17 protein-coding genes are annotated in these 14755 nt (G+C 74.8%); 11 read left to right on the top strand and 6 right to left on the bottom strand.

The window, feature by feature from the left end; all coding sequences use genetic code 11:
* Positions 1-86 precede the first annotated feature (86 nt).
* A complete protein-coding gene (locus AB0F68_RS15185) occupies positions 87-1073 on the bottom strand; it encodes a helix-turn-helix domain-containing protein (protein ID WP_357337599.1) in 987 nt (328 codons plus the stop codon).
* A gap of 52 nt (positions 1074-1125) precedes the next feature.
* On the opposite strand from AB0F68_RS15185, the gene AB0F68_RS15190 reads away from it, so the two are divergent.
* Complete coding sequence (locus tag AB0F68_RS15190) at positions 1126-2421, top strand: MFS transporter (RefSeq protein WP_357337601.1); 1296 nt, start codon at positions 1126-1128, stop codon at positions 2419-2421.
* 4 nt (positions 2422-2425) lie between these two features.
* Here AB0F68_RS15190 and AB0F68_RS15195 read toward each other — a convergent pair whose 3' ends face one another.
* Genes AB0F68_RS15195 through AB0F68_RS15205 form a run of 3 tightly spaced genes read right to left on the bottom strand, consistent with a single transcriptional unit; the run spans position 2426 to position 4000 of the window.
* Complete coding sequence (locus tag AB0F68_RS15195) at positions 2426-3145, bottom strand: RICIN domain-containing protein (protein WP_357337603.1); 720 nt, start codon at positions 3143-3145, stop codon at positions 2426-2428.
* A gap of 58 nt (positions 3146-3203) precedes the next feature.
* The gene (locus tag AB0F68_RS15200) at positions 3204-3488 is read right to left on the bottom strand and encodes a DUF427 domain-containing protein (protein WP_357337611.1); all 285 of its coding nucleotides are present in this window, start codon (positions 3486-3488) and stop codon (positions 3204-3206) included.
* 41 nt (positions 3489-3529) lie between these two features.
* Entirely contained in the window at positions 3530-4000 is a 471-nt protein-coding gene (locus tag AB0F68_RS15205; protein ID WP_357337615.1) for a YbaK/EbsC family protein, read from the bottom strand.
* 93 nt (positions 4001-4093) lie between these two features.
* Between AB0F68_RS15205 and AB0F68_RS15210 the strand changes: the two genes are divergently transcribed.
* From AB0F68_RS15210 to AB0F68_RS15235, 6 genes are all read left to right on the top strand, one after another.
* Complete coding sequence (locus tag AB0F68_RS15210; RefSeq protein WP_357337617.1) at positions 4094-5479, top strand: FAD-binding oxidoreductase; 1386 nt, start codon at positions 4094-4096, stop codon at positions 5477-5479.
* Complete coding sequence (locus AB0F68_RS15215; protein WP_357337620.1) at positions 5476-6819, top strand: class I SAM-dependent methyltransferase; 1344 nt, start codon at positions 5476-5478, stop codon at positions 6817-6819. The genes AB0F68_RS15210 and AB0F68_RS15215 overlap by 4 nt, the downstream gene beginning before the upstream one ends.
* A gap of 122 nt (positions 6820-6941) precedes the next feature.
* Positions 6942-7463 carry a SigE family RNA polymerase sigma factor gene (locus AB0F68_RS15220; protein WP_357337622.1) on the top strand — a complete coding sequence of 174 codons (522 nt, stop codon included), beginning with the start codon at positions 6942-6944 and terminating at the stop codon, positions 7461-7463.
* Positions 7460-8395, top strand: coding sequence for a hypothetical protein (locus AB0F68_RS15225; protein WP_357337631.1), 936 nt, complete (start codon positions 7460-7462; stop codon positions 8393-8395). The genes AB0F68_RS15220 and AB0F68_RS15225 overlap by 4 nt, the downstream gene beginning before the upstream one ends.
* Before the next feature lie 84 nt (positions 8396-8479).
* Positions 8480-9040, top strand: a complete 561-nt coding sequence (locus tag AB0F68_RS15230) for a helix-turn-helix domain-containing protein (protein ID WP_313722899.1) — start codon at positions 8480-8482, stop codon at positions 9038-9040.
* Positions 9033-9884: an SRPBCC domain-containing protein gene (locus tag AB0F68_RS15235; protein ID WP_357337654.1), complete on the top strand. Its 852-nt coding sequence runs from the start codon at positions 9033-9035 to the stop codon at positions 9882-9884. The genes AB0F68_RS15230 and AB0F68_RS15235 overlap by 8 nt, the downstream gene beginning before the upstream one ends.
* Positions 9885-9957: 73 nt before the next feature.
* Here the strand turns inward: AB0F68_RS15235 and AB0F68_RS15240 are convergent, their stop codons facing one another.
* Together AB0F68_RS15240 and AB0F68_RS15245 are read right to left on the bottom strand one after the other, a co-directional pair.
* Positions 9958-11160, bottom strand: coding sequence for a sigma-70 family RNA polymerase sigma factor (locus tag AB0F68_RS15240; protein ID WP_357337657.1), 1203 nt, complete (start codon positions 11158-11160; stop codon positions 9958-9960).
* Between the two features lie 5 nt (positions 11161-11165).
* On the bottom strand, positions 11166-11486 hold the full coding sequence (locus AB0F68_RS15245) for a YciI family protein (protein WP_357337804.1): 321 nt from the start codon (positions 11484-11486) through the stop codon (positions 11166-11168).
* A 129-nt stretch (positions 11487-11615) separates the two neighbouring features.
* On the opposite strand from AB0F68_RS15245, the gene AB0F68_RS15250 reads away from it, so the two are divergent.
* From AB0F68_RS15250 to AB0F68_RS15265, 4 genes are all read left to right on the top strand, one after another.
* Positions 11616-11849, top strand: a complete 234-nt coding sequence (locus AB0F68_RS15250; RefSeq protein WP_262281738.1) for a zinc ribbon domain-containing protein — start codon at positions 11616-11618, stop codon at positions 11847-11849.
* Between the two features lie 2 nt (positions 11850-11851).
* Entirely contained in the window at positions 11852-12028 is a 177-nt protein-coding gene (locus AB0F68_RS15255) for a hypothetical protein (RefSeq protein WP_357337662.1), read from the top strand.
* Positions 12029-12118: 90 nt separating this feature from the next.
* Entirely contained in the window at positions 12119-13198 is a 1080-nt protein-coding gene (locus AB0F68_RS15260) for a hypothetical protein (protein ID WP_357337665.1), read from the top strand.
* A 31-nt stretch (positions 13199-13229) separates the two neighbouring features.
* On the top strand, positions 13230-14753 hold the full coding sequence (locus AB0F68_RS15265) for a hypothetical protein (RefSeq protein ID WP_357337667.1): 1524 nt from the start codon (positions 13230-13232) through the stop codon (positions 14751-14753).
* The last annotated feature ends 2 nt before the right edge of the window (positions 14754-14755 follow it).

Genomic DNA, 14755 nt, shown 5'->3' on the forward strand with positions numbered 1-14755 from the left:
TCGAGCCGCAATCGCACCGACCCACCCCACGCGCGGAGTCGCTGCCGAGTAACCACCGGGTCCCGGGCGTCGGAGGCAGCCGAGGGTCAGGGGACGGGGCGGAAGCTGCGGCGGTAGGCCGTCGGGGCGACCCCGACCCGGGAGTGGAAGTGCTGGCGGAGGGCGGCGGTGGTGCCGAAGCCGGCGTGCCGGGCGATCTGGTCGACGGTCAGGTCGGTGGTCTCCAGCAGCAGCCGGGCGTGCTCGGTGCGCTGCTGGAGCAGCCACTGCGCCGGGCTGAGCCCGGTCTCGGAGCGGAAGTGCCGGGTGAAGGTGCGGACGCTCATCCGGGCGTGCGCGGCCAGCTCGCGCAGCGCGACCGGCTCGTGCAGCCGCTGCCGGGCCCACTCGCGGGTGGCCGCCGTGCCGGTCTCCGCCGTCCGGGGCACCGGGCGCTCGATGTACTGGGCCTGGCCGCCCTCCCGCCACGGCGGCACCACGCAGCGCCGGGCCGACCGGTTGGCCACCGCGCTGCCGTGGTCGGTCCGGATGACGTGCAGGCAGAGGTCGATGCCGGCGGCCACCCCGGCCGAGGTGAGCACCCCGTCGTCGTCGATGAAGAGCACGTCCGGGTCGAGGTCGACACCCGGGTGGAACCGGCGGAAGCGGTCCGCGTACGCCCAGTGGGTGGTGGCCCGGCGGCCGTCGAGCAGGCCGGCGGCGGCCAGCACGAAGGCGCCCGTGCAGATCGACATGATCCGGGCGCCGCGATCGTGGGCTGCCCGCAGTGCCGCTGCCACCTCCGAGTCCAGCGTGCCGTCGGCCAGCGGCGGGCCGGCGTGGATGCCGGGGACGATCACCGTGTCGGCGGAGTCCAGCAGCTCCAGGCCGTGGTCGGGGAGCACCTGGAAGCCGGCGGTGCTGCGGACGGGTCGCCCGCCGGGGGTGCAGGTCTCGACGGCGTAGAGCGGGGTCAGGTCCGCCGCGCGGGCGGTGCCGAAGACCTGGGCCGGGGTGCCGAGGTCCAGGCCGACCACGTCGTCGAGGGCGAGGACGGCGATGCGGTGCGGGGTCATGGCCCGATTATTGCGCATGATGGCTTTCCGGCCACTCGTCGCGTCGTCCCGCCCCGCCGAGACTCGGAGCGTGACCCGACACCGTCTGCATCCGGCCTGGCTCGTGGCCGGCGTCTCGTTCGTCGCCCTGGTCGGCGCCGCCGGCTTCCGCGCCACCCCCGGGGTGCTGCTGCACCCGCTGCACGCCGAGTTCGGCTGGCCCCTGGCGACCATCTCCGCCGCCGTCTCGGTCAACCTCATGCTCTACGGGCTCACCGCCCCGTTCGCCGCCGCGCTGATGGACCGGTTCGGCATCCGCCGGGTGGTCGCCGGCGCGCTGGTGCTGGTCGCCCTGGGCAGCGCGCTGACCGTGGGGATGACCGCGAGCTGGCAGCTGATCCTCTGCTGGGGCGTGCTGGTCGGGCTGGGCACCGGCTCGATGGCGCTGGCCTTCGTGGCGACGGTCACCGGGCGCTGGTTCGTCAAGCGCCGGGGCCTGGTCACCGGCGTGCTGACCGCGGGCGGGGCCGCCGGCCAGCTGGTCTTCCTCCCGCTGGTCGCCGTGCTGGTGCGCGACCACGGCTGGCGGCTGGCGGCGCTGGTGGTGGCCGGGGCCGCGCTGGCGGTCGTACCGCTGGTGGTGTGGCTGCTCCGCGAGCACCCGGCGGATCTCGACCTGCCCGCCTACGGCGCGACCGAGGTGGTGCCCCCGGCGCCGCCGGCCGGCGGGGCGGCGGCCCGGGCGGTCGGCGCGCTCGCCGCCGCCGCGCGGACCCGGCCGTTCTGGCTGCTCGCCGGTGGCTTCGCGATCTGCGGCGCGACCACCAACGGCCTGGTCGGCACCCACTTCGTGCCGGCGGCGCACGACCATGGCATGGCGGAGACCACCGCGGCGGGCCTGCTCGCCCTGGTCGGGCTCTTCGACATCGTCGGCACTGTCGCCTCCGGCTGGCTGACCGACCGGGTGGACAGCCGGCTGCTGCTCGGCGCCTACTACGCGCTGCGCGGTGCCTCGCTGCTGGTGCTGCCGAGCCTCTTCGCGGGCTCCGCCCGGCCCAGCATGCTGGTCTTCATCGTCTTCTACGGCCTGGACTGGGTGGCCACCGTGCCGCCCACGGTGGCGCTGTGCCGGGAGTGGTTCGGCGCGTCCGGCGCGGTGGTCTTCGGCTGGGTGTTCGCCGCCCACCAGGTCGGCGCGGCGGTCGCCGCCACCGGGGCCGGCCTGGTGCGCGACCGGCTCGGCGACTACGCCACCGCCTGGTACGTGGCGGGCGCCCTGTCGATCGGCGCGGCCGGGCTCTCGCTGCTGCTGCGCCGCCGCGGCGACGAGCCGGCGTTCGCGCTCCCCGTGGCGGTCGGCCGCCGGGCCTGGAGCTACCGGGGCTGACCGGTCAGCCGACCGCCCACTGCTGCTCCGGAGCGCCGTTGCAGGGGGCCTGTTCGAGTTGGCTCCCGGCCTCGGTGCGGGCGTCGTCGACCTGTGCGCACTTGCCGCTGTGCACGGCGACCAGCAGCACCGGGCCGGACCCGGCCGGCTGGAGCTTCCACTGCTGGTTGGCCTGGCCGTTGCAGGACCACTGCACCAGGTCCGTGCCGTCGTCGGTGCCCTGCCCGTACACGTCGAGGCACTTGCCGCTGGCCGCGTTGACCAGGACGTAGGTGTCGGCGGCGACCGGGGTGACCACCCACTGCTGTTCCGGCCCGCCGGTGCAGTCGGCCAGCGCGGCGTTCGCGCCCTCCGGGTCCTCGCCGGTCACCCCGAGGCAGAGCCCGGAGGGCACGCCGCGGACCACCTTCGGGGTGGCCGCGGGGGCCGCCGGTGTGGTCGGCGCGGCGCTCGGCGAGGCCGCCGCCGTGGTGGGGGCGGCCGCCGTCGTGGCCGCGGCCGGGCTCGACTCGCTGGCCGCCGGGGTCGGCACGGCCGCCGCCGGCACCACCGGCTGGTCGCCGCCGCCGCCGAGGACGCCGGTGGCGAAGAAGACCCCCAGGAGTACGCCGACCACGGCGACGCCCAGCGCGATCCGCATCAGCGGGTCCTGCGGCAGCCCGCGGCGGGCCGGCCGGCGGCCGCCGTAGACGGTGCCGGAGGGGTCGGTGTGTGGGTCGGCCATGGGGGCATCCTGGCCCACCGGGCCCGTCGAGAGCCAGTCGCCCCGGCCGCGGGGTGACTCAGTCGACGACCCGGACGTCCTTCCAGAACGCCACCCGGTCGCGCACCATCTCGGCCTCCGGCTTGGGGTCGGGGTAGTACCAGACCGCGTCCGGGCTGGTCGCGCCCGCGTGTTCGAGCGTGTAGTAGGAGGCGGTGCCCTTCCACGGGCAGACCGTGTGGGTGTCGGACTCGCGGATCAGGTCGTCGCGCAGGGTCGTACGGGGGAAGTAGTGGTTGCCCTCGACCAGCACGGTGTCGTCGCTCTCGGCGACGACCAGGTCGTTCCAGACGGCTTTCGGCATGTCCCCAACGCTATGCCGGGCAGGGGCGTGGCGGCCACCGCTCAGCGGGCCGGTTCGGGGTCGGTGACGTCGGCGACGGTGGCGTCGAGCGCGGCGAGGGCGGCGTCGGCGTCGAGGGCGACGGCCACCCCGTGCTCGCCCGCGCCGAGGGTGATCTCCCGGCCGCGCAGCCGCTCGTCGGCGACCACCGGCCAGGCGGTGGTGGCGCCGAACGGGGTGATGGTGCCGCGCTCGTAGCCGGTGGCCGCCCGGGCCGCCTCCGCGTCCGGCATGGACATCCGGCTCACCCCGAGCAGTTGGCGCAGCTTCGGCCAGGAGATGACCCGGTCGCCGGGGGTGAGCACGAACAGGTGGTCGTCCTCGCCGCGGCGGACCACGATCGTCTTGACCACGTCGGGGACCTCGACGCCGCGCGCCGTCGCCGCCTCGGCGAGGCTCCGCACCGGGCCGTGCCGGAGCACCCGGTAGGGCAGGCCGGCGTCGTCCAGGGCGGTGAGCGCGGGGGAGGGCATGCCCGCCACGGTAACCCGCCGATCTTCGGACGGCCTCGAAAAGGCCACCGTGGACATCCCACGAATTGTCGTACCCAGGCGTAAGGTGATCTCATGCACGCTGTCCGTGATCATGAGCGGGCGGTGGACGCGCTGCGGCGCTCGTACGCCGCGGTGCCCGCCGGAGAACCCGTACGGCTGGCCAAGCGGACCTCCAACCTCTTCCGACCCCGATCCGCGCCGCGCACCCCCGGCCTGGACGTGAGCGGCCTGACCGGGGTGCTCTCCGTCGACCCGGACGCCCGGACCGCCGACGTGCAGGGCATGTGCACCTACGAGGACCTGGTCGACGCCACCCTGCCGCACAACCTCATGCCGCTGGTCGTGCCGCAGCTGCGCACGATCACCCTGGGCGGCGCGGTGACCGGGCTGGGCATCGAGTCCACCTCGTTCCGCAACGGCCTGCCGCACGAGTCGGTGACCGAGCTGGACATCCTCACCGGGTCCGGCGACCTGGTCACCGCCCGGCCGGTGGGCGAGCACGCCGACCTCTTCCGGGCCTTCCCCAACTCGCTGGGCAGCCTCGGCTACTCGACCCGGCTGCGCATCGAGCTGCAACCGGTCCGCCGCTACGTGGCGCTGCGCAACATTCGGTTCAGCCGGCTGGAGGAGCTGACCGACGCGATCGCCGAGGTGGTCGCCAAGGGCTCCTGGGAGGGCGAGCCGGTCGACGGGATGGACGGGGTGATGTTCAGCCCCGGCGAGGCGTACCTGGTGCTCGCCACGTTCACCGACGAGGCCGACGGCCGGCCGAGCGACTACACCGGTCAGGACATCTACTACCGCTCGCTGCGCCGGCGCACCCGGGACGTGCTCACCACCTACGACTACCTGTGGCGCTGGGACACCGACTGGTTCTGGTGCTCCGCCGCGTTCGGGGTGCAGCACCCGGTGGTCCGCCGGCTCTGGCCGCAGCGCTACCGGCGCAGCGACTTCTACCACCGGCTCGTCCGGCTGGAGCACCGGCACCAGGTGGCCGCCCGGGTCGACCGCTGGCGGGGCCGGCCGGCCCGGGAGCGGGTGGTGCAGGACGTGGAGATCCCGCTCGCCGGCACCGCCGACTTCCTGCGCTGGTTCGCCCAGACGGTGCGGATGACGCCGGTGTGGCTCTGCCCGCTGCGGCTGCGGGAGCCGGCCGGCCCGGGATCCGCCCGGGCCTGGCCGCTGTATCCCCTCCAACCGGGCGAAACCTATGTGAACATCGGTTTCTGGGGGAGCGTGCCGATCGCCGAGGGCGCCGCCGACGGCGACGTCAACCGGGAGATCGAGCACGCGGTGTCGGAGGCGGGCGGGCACAAGTCGCTCTACTCCGACGCGTACTACGACCGGGCGGCGTTCGACCGGCTCTACGGCGGGGAGACCTGGCGCGCCGTGAAGGAACGCTACGACCCTGACCACCGGCTCACCGGACTGTACGAGAAGGCGGTAGCGAGAGCATGAGTCTGACCGACCGAACACCCGGGGCGGCGAGTGCCCCGGCGGGACCGCCGGCGGGGGGCCGGCGGACCGGACCGACCGTGGCGGATGTGATCCGCGCGGTCACCACGGGCGACCTGCCCGTGCGCATCACCGGATACGACGGCAGCGCCGTCGGCCCGGCCGACGCGGGGATCACCCTGGCGATCCGCTCCGAACGCGGGCTGTCCTACCTGCTCACCGCCCCGGGAGACCTGGGCATGGCCCGGGCCTACGTGAGCGGCGACCTCGGGCTGGAGGGCGTCCACCCGGGCGACCCGTACGAGGCGTTGCGGGTGCTCAAGGACGAGATGCCGCTGCGGATGCCGCCGGTGGCCGAGGCGCTGGCCCTGGTCAAGGGGCTCGGCTGGGAGCGACTGCTGCCGCCGCCGCCCCCGCCGCAGGAGGCCGCGCCGCGCTGGAAGCGGGTGATGAACGGGCTGCGCCACTCCCGCACCCGGGACAGCAACGCGATCTCCCACCACTACGACGTCTCCAACGCCTTCTACGAGAAGGTGCTCGGCCCGTCGATGACGTACACCTGCGCGGTCTTCCGCAGCCCCACCGACACCCTGGAGGAGGCGCAGCGCTCCAAGTACGACCTGGTCGCCGGCAAGCTGGCGCTGAAGCCGGGTATGCGGCTGCTCGATGTCGGCTGCGGCTGGGGCGGCATGGTCCGGCACGCGGCCCGCGAATACGGCGTCAAGGCGCTCGGCGTGACCCTGTCGCGGGCGCAGGCCGAGTGGGCGCAGGCGGCGATCGAGCGGGAGGGGCTGGGCGACCTCGCCGAGGTGCGCCACCTGGACTACCGGGACGCCCCGCGCGAGCAGTTCGATGCGATCTCCTCGATCGGGCTGACCGAGCACATCGGGGTGCGCAACTACCCGGCCTACTTCGGGGCGTTGCGCAGCCGCCTCAAGCCCGGCGGCCGCCTGCTCAACCACTGCATCACCCGGGCGGACAACCGGGCCCCGCATCGCTCCGGCGCGTTCATCGACCGGTACGTCTTCCCGGACGGCGAGCTGGCCGGCCCGGGCCGGCTGATCAGCGAGATCCACGACGCCGGGCTGGAGGTGCACCACGAGGAGAACCTGCGCAAGCACTACGCGCTGACCCTGGCCGGCTGGTGCCGCAACCTCGTCGAGCACTGGGACTTCTGCGTCGACGAGGTCGGCCCGGGCACCGCCCGGGTCTGGGGGCTCTACATGGCCGGCTCCCGGATGGCCTTCGAGCGCAACGGCATCCAACTGCACCAGGTGCTCGCCACGCACAACGGTCCGCAGGGGGTGAACGGTTACCCGCTGCGTCCCGACTGGACGCCCTGACGGGTTCCGATCCCACGAGAGGCCGCGCGGTCCGCGCGGCCTCTCGTCGTGAAACCGGGCGGTCCGGCCGGTCAACCTCCGGGCGTGTCCCGTCGTCCTTGGTGACGACGAGAGGAGAGCCGGTGTGGCGGAAGAAACGCTTCGACGGGCTGGAGGTCCTCGTCGCCGAGCGGGGCGATGCCCTGCTCGCGACGGCGGTGCTGCTGACCGGTAGCCGCGTCGCCGGGGAGGACCTGGTGCAGGCGGCGCTGGAACGGCTGATGCGGAACTGGCACCGGGTGCACGGCGACCCGGAGGGCTACCTGCGCCGCACCCTGTACCACCTGGCGGTGGACCGGTGGCGGCTGCGCCGGCGCCGGCCGGAGGTGCTGGCGGAGGTCGAACCGCCGGGCCAGCCGGACGGCACCGACGTGCTGCACCTGCGGCAAGCGCTCGTGCAGGCGCTCGGCCTGCTGCCGCCCCGGCAGCGCGCCGTGCTCGTGCTCCGCTACTGGGAGCAGTTGAGCGAGGCGGAGGCCGCCGAGCTGCTCGGCTGCTCGGTCGGCACGGTCAAGTCGACCGCCTCCCGGGGGCTCACCCGGCTACGTGAACTCACCGCCGACTGGGCGCTCGAAGGCGCCGGGATGAACGGAGCACGCAGATGACCACCGACCTCGAGGACCAGCTCATTGCCGGGATGCGGGACCGGGTGACCGGCCTGACGCCCACCCGTGACGTGCTCGGCGCGGCCACCCGCCGGCACCGGCGGCGCACCGCCCTGCACCGCACCGCGTACGCGGCCGGGGTGGTCGGGGTGGCCGGGGCGGTGACCGCGGTGGTGACCGTGGGCGGCGGGACGCCGGCCGGCGACGGCGGCGCGCCAGCACCGGTCGTGGCCGGTCCCGCGACGGCGGCCGGCGACGCGCCGCGGATGCGGCTCGCGGCCGCGGCCGCGGCCAGCCAGAACGTGAGCTACCGGGTGAAGATCACCACCAGGGACGGGTCCGCCAAGCCGGGGAAGCTGTCCGCGTGGGTGGCCGACACGTGGGTCACCGAGGGTGCCTTCGACCCGGCGACCGACACCGGCTACTGGAACTCGCCGTGGGAGGGAAAGTCGCGTCCCTCCGTGGTGTCGGGCTGGTCGGGGGAGAAGCTGGTCGGCGGGGTCCGGTACCGCGCCGCGATCGACGGCAGCGACCGGAGCGGCCGGAAGCTCGCCTGGTCGCGGGAGGAGGGCCGGTACGACCACCTCGACCTCGACACGGCGATGGGCGGCAGCCTGGGCGCCTCGGCGAGCCCCGAGGAGCTGTTCCGGGTGCTGGGCCAGGCCGGTGCCACGGTGACGGAGAGGTCATCCGGGGTCTACCACTTCGAACTCGCGCTGACGAAGCCGTCCCCGGAGGTCCTGGCCGACAGGTTCGAGGGTGAGGTGCGGATCGGGGCGGACGACCGGATCGCCCGGGTCTCCTACGACCGGACCAGCAGGCCGGCGCGGGACAACCACACCTGGCACCTGGCGGTGGTCATCGAGTTCTCGGGCTACGGCCTGCCGGTGAAGGTGGAGCCACCGGCCCACGTCATCGTCCTGGGCAAGTAGGCCGCACGAAAGGCCGCGCGATCCGCGCGGCCTTTCGTCGAACCCATTGACAAAGAAGTTTTGTACGTTCAAACTGATTTTGCCATGAGAGACGTCCTGTACCTGGAACAGCGCGAGCAGGCCGAAGCCCTGCTCAAGCCGCAGCGCATCGAGGTGCTGCGGCAGCTCGCCGAGCCCCGCACCTGCACCGAGATCGCCACCCGGCTGGGGCAGACGCCGCAGCGCGTCTACTACCACGTCAAGCAACTGGTCGCCGCCGGGCTGGCCGAGCAGGTCGCCGAGCGGCGGGTGCGCGGCATCAGCGAGGGCATCTACCAGGCCGTCGCCCGGTCCTACTGGCTCTCGCCCCGGCTGGTCGGCCGGATCGGCGGGGCACGCCGGGCGCAGGACGAGCTGAGCCTGGGATACCTGCTCGACCTCATGGAGGAGGTCCAGGCCGACATCGCCGCGCTGGACCGCACCGCACCCGAACTGCCGTCGATCGGGGTCTCCGGCGAGATCCGGGTCCCCGCCGAGCGGCGGCAGGAGTTCCTGCACGACCTGCAGTCGACGCTGCAGGACCTGTTCACCCGCTACGGCGGCGCCGAGGGAGACGCCTTCAAACTCGCCGTGGCCTGCTACCCGAAGGACGAAAACCATGAGTGACCTGCTGACCGTCCGGGCCCGCCTCGCCGCACCCGTCGAGACCGTGCGCCGCGCGCTGACCGACCCGGCCGAGGTGCGCGTCTGGCTCGCCGAGCACGCCGAGGTCGACCTGCCGCGGCGCTACGCGTTCTGGGGCCGCTACACGCCCGAGGGCGACGCCCCGCACCAGCGCCTGCTGCACGCCGACGAGCGGACGCTGCGCTTCGCCTGGACGCTCGACGGGGTGGAGACCACCACCGAGTTCGAGCTGACGCCGGAGGACGGCAGCACCGTGCTGACCCTGCGGCAGAGCCACTTCAGCTTCGAGGAGGCGATGAGCGGCAGCAGCATCCGGGGCGTCCTGCAGACCTTCTGGGCGCTCGCGATCGCCAACCTCAACGCCCACCTGGAGGGGCGTCCGCTGCTGCCGCGCACCGACTTCACCTCCGCCGACCTGCGCGGCGAGGTGCTGATCGACGCGCCGATGGACAAGGTGTGGACCTCGCTGACCAACTCGGAGCAGGCCAGCGCCTGGTTCGGCTTCCCCATCGGCATCGAGCCCTGGGTGGGCGGCCGCTACGCCATGGGCGGCTTCGACGCCGGCTACGCGGCCAAGGTGGTCGACCTCACGCCGGGCCGGGCGCTCTCCGTCGACTGGGGCCCGACCGGCGTCAGCACCTGGGAACTGGCCGAGTCCGGCGGCCGGACGAAGCTGACCTTCGTGCAGTCCGGCTTCGACGAGAGCAACCCGCCGTACGCGGCCTGGACCGGGAGCGTGGCCGGGCTCGCCGAGCTGCGCCGCTTCCACGAGGTGGCCGACTGGCAGCCGATCTGGCTCGACGTGGAGATGCCGAGCAACGCCTGAGCCGCGGTGCGGTCAAGGTCAAGAGGGGCCCCTTCTTAACGCCTCAGGTGTAGGAGGGGCCCCTCCTGACGCTTCACGGCGACAGCTCGGCGGCCCGGCGGAGCAGTGCCCGCCGCTCCGGGTCGGAGCGGACCGCGTCGGCGGCGGCCCGGAACAGCACGGCGGCGCGTACCGGGTCGCCGCGGCGGGCGGTCAACTCGGCCTCGGCGGCCGTCGCCGGCGGGTAGTCGTCCAGCGCCCCGCCCTCCCGGGCCTCGGCGAGCAGGGCCAGCCCGGCGTCGGGGCCGTACGCGTACCCGTGGGCCACCGCCCGGTTGAGCCGCACCACCGGGGTCGGGTGCACCTGGGCCAGCGCGTCGTAGCAGCGGGCGATGGCCGGCCAGTCGGTCTCGGCGGCGGTCGGGGCGGTGGCGTGCGCGGCGGCGATCCGGGCCTGGAGGGCGTACGGGCCGTCGCCGGCCCGGTCCAGCAGCGCGACGCCCTCGGCGATGGCGGCCGGGTCCCACCGGGTGCGGTCCTGCTGGTCGAGGGTGAGCAGGTCGCCGGCCGGGTCGCGGCGGGTCGCCCAGCGGGAGTGGTGCAGCAGGAACAGGGCGAGCAGCCCGGCCGCCTCGGGCTGGTCCGGTAGCAGCGTGTGCAGCAGCCGGGCCAGCCGGATCGCCTCGGCGGCGAACGCCGGCTCGCCGTCGGCGTCGTACCCCCGGGTGAAGAGCAGGTAGAGCACGCCCAGCACGCCCGGCAGGCGCTCGACCAGCGCGGGCCCGGTCGGCACCCGGTACGGGACGCCGGCTGTGGCGATCCGGGTCTTGGCCCGGGTGAGCCGTCGGGTCATGGTCGACTCGGTGACCAGGAAGGCGCGGGCGATGTCGGCGGTCGGCACGCCGGCCACCGTGCGCAGGGTCAACGCGACCCGGGCCTCCAGCGCCAGCGCCGGGTGGCAGCAGGTGAAGATGAGCCGGAGCCGGTCGTCCACCACGTCTCCCTCCGGTCGCGCGGGTGCGGGGTCGGTGAGCAGCGCCAGGTCGCGCAGCTTGCGGCGTTCCACGGTGGCCCGGCGCAGCACGTCCACGGCCCGGTTGCGCGCGGTGGTCATGAGCCACCCGCCGGGGTTGTCCGGCACGCCGGTGCGGGGCCAGCGCTCCAGCGCCGCCGCGAGGGCCTCCTGGGCGCAGTCCTCGGCGAGGGTCCAGTCGCCGGTGACGCGGATCAGGGCGGCCACGATCCGCGGGTACGCCTCGGCGCCCGCGTCGGCGACCGCCCCGGCCGCGTCGGTCATCCGGATCAGTCCTCGACCAGCGGACGCAGCTCGATGCGCCCGGCGTACGCCATCGGGTGGGCGCGGGCCACCTCGACGGCCTCGTCCAGGTCGGCGCACTCCAGCAGGTCGAAGCCCACGATGACCTCCTTGGTCTCGGCGAACGGGCCGTCGCTCAGCAGCAGTTCGCCGTCGCGGACCCGGACGGTGGTGGCGGCCGACGCAGGCGCGAACCGGCTGCCGGTCAGCCGCTGGCCGTTGGCGTCCCGCTCGGCCACCCACTTCTCGATGTCGGGCGCCGCGTCCGGGTTCCGGTCGGGCTGGGTGTCGGTGCAGACGAGCATCATGTACTTCATCGCTTCACTCCTGTCGGTCGTGCCTTCATCCACCCTGACGAACACCGGCCGCGCATCCGGACAGCGGCGGCAGAAATTTTTGGTGGTGATTTTCGGGGCCCGGCGGGGTAATGCCGGGCGATGTTCTTCATCTTCGGGCTCCGGACCAAGGTCGACCGGTCCGGCGTGGTCACCCAGGTCTGTCGCAACTGCGGCAACCGGGCCGCCCAGGTCATCACCCGGCGGGCCACGAAGTTCACCCTCTTCTTCATCCCGTTGATCCCGGTGCGCACCCGCTACGCGCAGCAGTGCACGTTCTGTGGCGCGCAGTACGACGTCTCCCGGGCCGAGGCCGAGCGCCTCCCGGTCGGCTGACCGTGGCGCGCTTCCTCTGCTGGCTGATCGGCCGCCAGCCGGTCACCCCGCCGGCCGCGCCGGTGCACACCGTCTCCCGGCCGCCCTGCACGCCCGGTCGCCGGCACCGCCGCCGCACCCGGCCCACGGCCGGCGCCCAGTCACCCCGCTCCCCCTGGAACCGCTCCGCCGGCCGCTGACCCCGCTCCGGCCCGACGGTCAGAAGGAAACCCTTCTCGACCGCCGGCGTCAACAGGGGGCCCGTCCTTCCACCGCTAGGGTGGGCTGTCGTGACGGAGACCGCGCAGCGCCTGGCCGAGATCCGGGGTGGCGTGCCGCCCCGGCGGCACAACGCCCGCACCATCGCCGCGCTGACCGGCAACCCCGGCTGCACCCGCCGCGCCGTGCTGGACAGCGCCGGGGTCGACAAGCCGAAGCTGGCCGAGCGGATCGGCTTCCCGGCCCGGTTCGGTCAGTCCCGCTTCGCCATCACCCGCGGCAACGCGTTCGAGGCCCAGGTGAAGGCCGACGGCGGGGCGGAACTGCTGCGCCTGGTCGCGGAGCGGCTGGGCGTACCGGTGCCGGACGGCGCCACCTGGACCGACTTGGGCGGCGACGAGGACCGGCCGGAGCGGTCCCGCGCCGCGCTGACCGCGTCCGGGGACGGCCCGGCGCTCTTCGACCATCCGCTGCTCGGCCTGGACGTCGCCGGCCGCCGGGTGAACCTGGAACCGGACCTGGTGGCCGCCCGGCTCGCCGGCCGCTTCCACGTCGTGGAGATCAAGTCCTTCCCGATCATCGACGGCCAGGCCGACCCGGCCAAGGTCGCCGCGGCCGCGATCCAGTCCGCCGTCTACGTGCTGGCGCTGCGCGAGCTGCTCGCCGCCGAGGGGCAGGATCCGGACCTCGTCTCGCACGAGGTGGTGCTGGTCTGCCCGCGCGACTTCGCCAACCGGCCGGTGGCCAGCCTGCTCGACGTGCGCAAGCAGTTGCTGGTGCTGCGCCGCCAGCTCGACCGGACGGCCCGGATCGACGACCTGCTCACCGCCGTGCCGGCCGGGTTCACCGCCGACCTGACCGCCGACCCGGCCGCGCTGGCCGGCGCGCTCACCGGCGTACCGGCCAACTACGCGCCCGACTGCCTGGCCGCCTGCGAGCTGGCCTACTTCTGCCGGCACGAGGCGCGCGGCCACACCGGCGCGCTGGGCCGGCCGGTCCGCGAGGCGCTGGGCGGCGTCGCCGAGGTGGCCGACGTGCTGGCGCTCGCCGAGGGCGTTCGCGCCCCCGAACCGGAGCAGGCGGAGGCCGCCGCCCTGCTGCGCGCCGCCGCGCGCCTGCGCGCCGACGCCCTGGCCGGGCACCCCGCATGAGGACGGCCCGACGCCCCGACCGGAGCACCCGGTGAGCACCCTGCGCGCGCTGGCCCAGGCGCAGGCGGTCGCCGCCGGGGTGGCCCAGCCGGTGGCCACCGTCCGGCACCTGCACCTGTCCGACCGCCCGCTCGTGCTGGTGCCGCTCGCGCTGGCCGGCGAGGCGAACGCCCCGCTCGCGGCCCTGGTCGGCGCCGCGCCCGACGAGGCCCGGCTGCTGATCGTGCCGCAGCCCCGCAACCGGGACCAGCGCTTCGCGTTCGCGGCCGAGCTGGCCGGGATCGTGCTGCCGTACCTCGACGGGTTCCGGGGCGTCAGCGAGGCGGTGCCGATCGACCGGGGCAAGGACGTCCGGTACCGCTACGCCGACGCCCCGCAGCTGCTGGTGCCGAACCCGGCCGGGATCACCTTCCTGCGGCTGTTCGGCCGCTCCACCCGGTTCCGCCGGCCGGACGGGGAGCATCCGGTGCACCCGTCGGTGCCGCTGCTCGGCCGCTGGCTGACCTTCTTCGCCGAGCGCGCCGAGCATCCCGGCTCGGCGGCGCTGGTGGCGCTGACCGAGGCGCTGACCCTGCACTGGGCGACCGGGCAGAGCGCCGTGGAGGACCTGCACCTGCCGGCGCTGCTGGGTTGGCTCGACCCGCCGCCCGGGCGTACCGGCGCCGAGGCCGCCGCCCTTGCCGAGGACCCGGCCCGCTGCCCGCCCGCCGGCCCGGCCACCGACCCGGACTTCGACAACCACCGGCTCGCGCCGGCCATCGAGGCGTACACCCGGGCCGGTGACGACCAGGTTGCGCGCGCGGCCGCGTACGCGGAGCTGGAAGGGCTGCTGCGCGAGCAGCTGACGCCCACCTGGGAGCTGATGTGGCGCGGCGTCGGGTTGCTCCGGGCGCTGCCGCCCGGCGCGCGGGTGGCCGGCCGCTGGGACGGCGACAAGGACGCCTTCACCGCGCACGCCGAGCACATCGACGGCGGGGGCGGCCCGCAGCCGCGCCGGGACGGTGCGGTGGCCGCGGCGGTGCGCCTGCACCGGCTGGAACGGGCGCTCACCTCCTACGCGGTGCAGCGCGCCTACGACGACCCGCTGGTGATGGCCGAGCACCGGCTGACCGGGGAGGCGTTCGTCGGCGACGTGACGCTGGCCGACCCGAAGCGGGTGGACGACTCCGGCAAGCGGCCGATGCTGCGCCCGCGGATCCAGGTGGTCACCACCGAGCCGGTGCTCGTGCCGGTGGGCGCGACGCTCCACTCGCCGGCCCGCCCCGGCCAGAAGGCGAAGGTGGTCTTCCGGACCCCGGCCGCCGACGGCAAGACCGAGGTGGTCCTGGAGCTCTCCGGCGGGATGGGACGCGGGCTGACCGCCCCGCCGGGCACCGTGCCCGAGGTGGGGGAGCGGCTCTGCCTCACCACCCTGTCGGACGGCTTCCTGCCGGCCGGGAGCTTCCCCGCCCCGGAGGAGACCCCCTGGACCCACGGCGGCCCGCCGGCCACGGCACCCGCACCCGACGCCCCGGCCCCGTCCGTCGACGCCGACCCGGCGGAGGACTGGTCCTGAGC

This window comes from Micromonospora sp. NPDC023966, assembly GCF_040639095.1.
Classification (GTDB): domain Bacteria; phylum Actinomycetota; class Actinomycetes; order Mycobacteriales; family Micromonosporaceae; genus Micromonospora.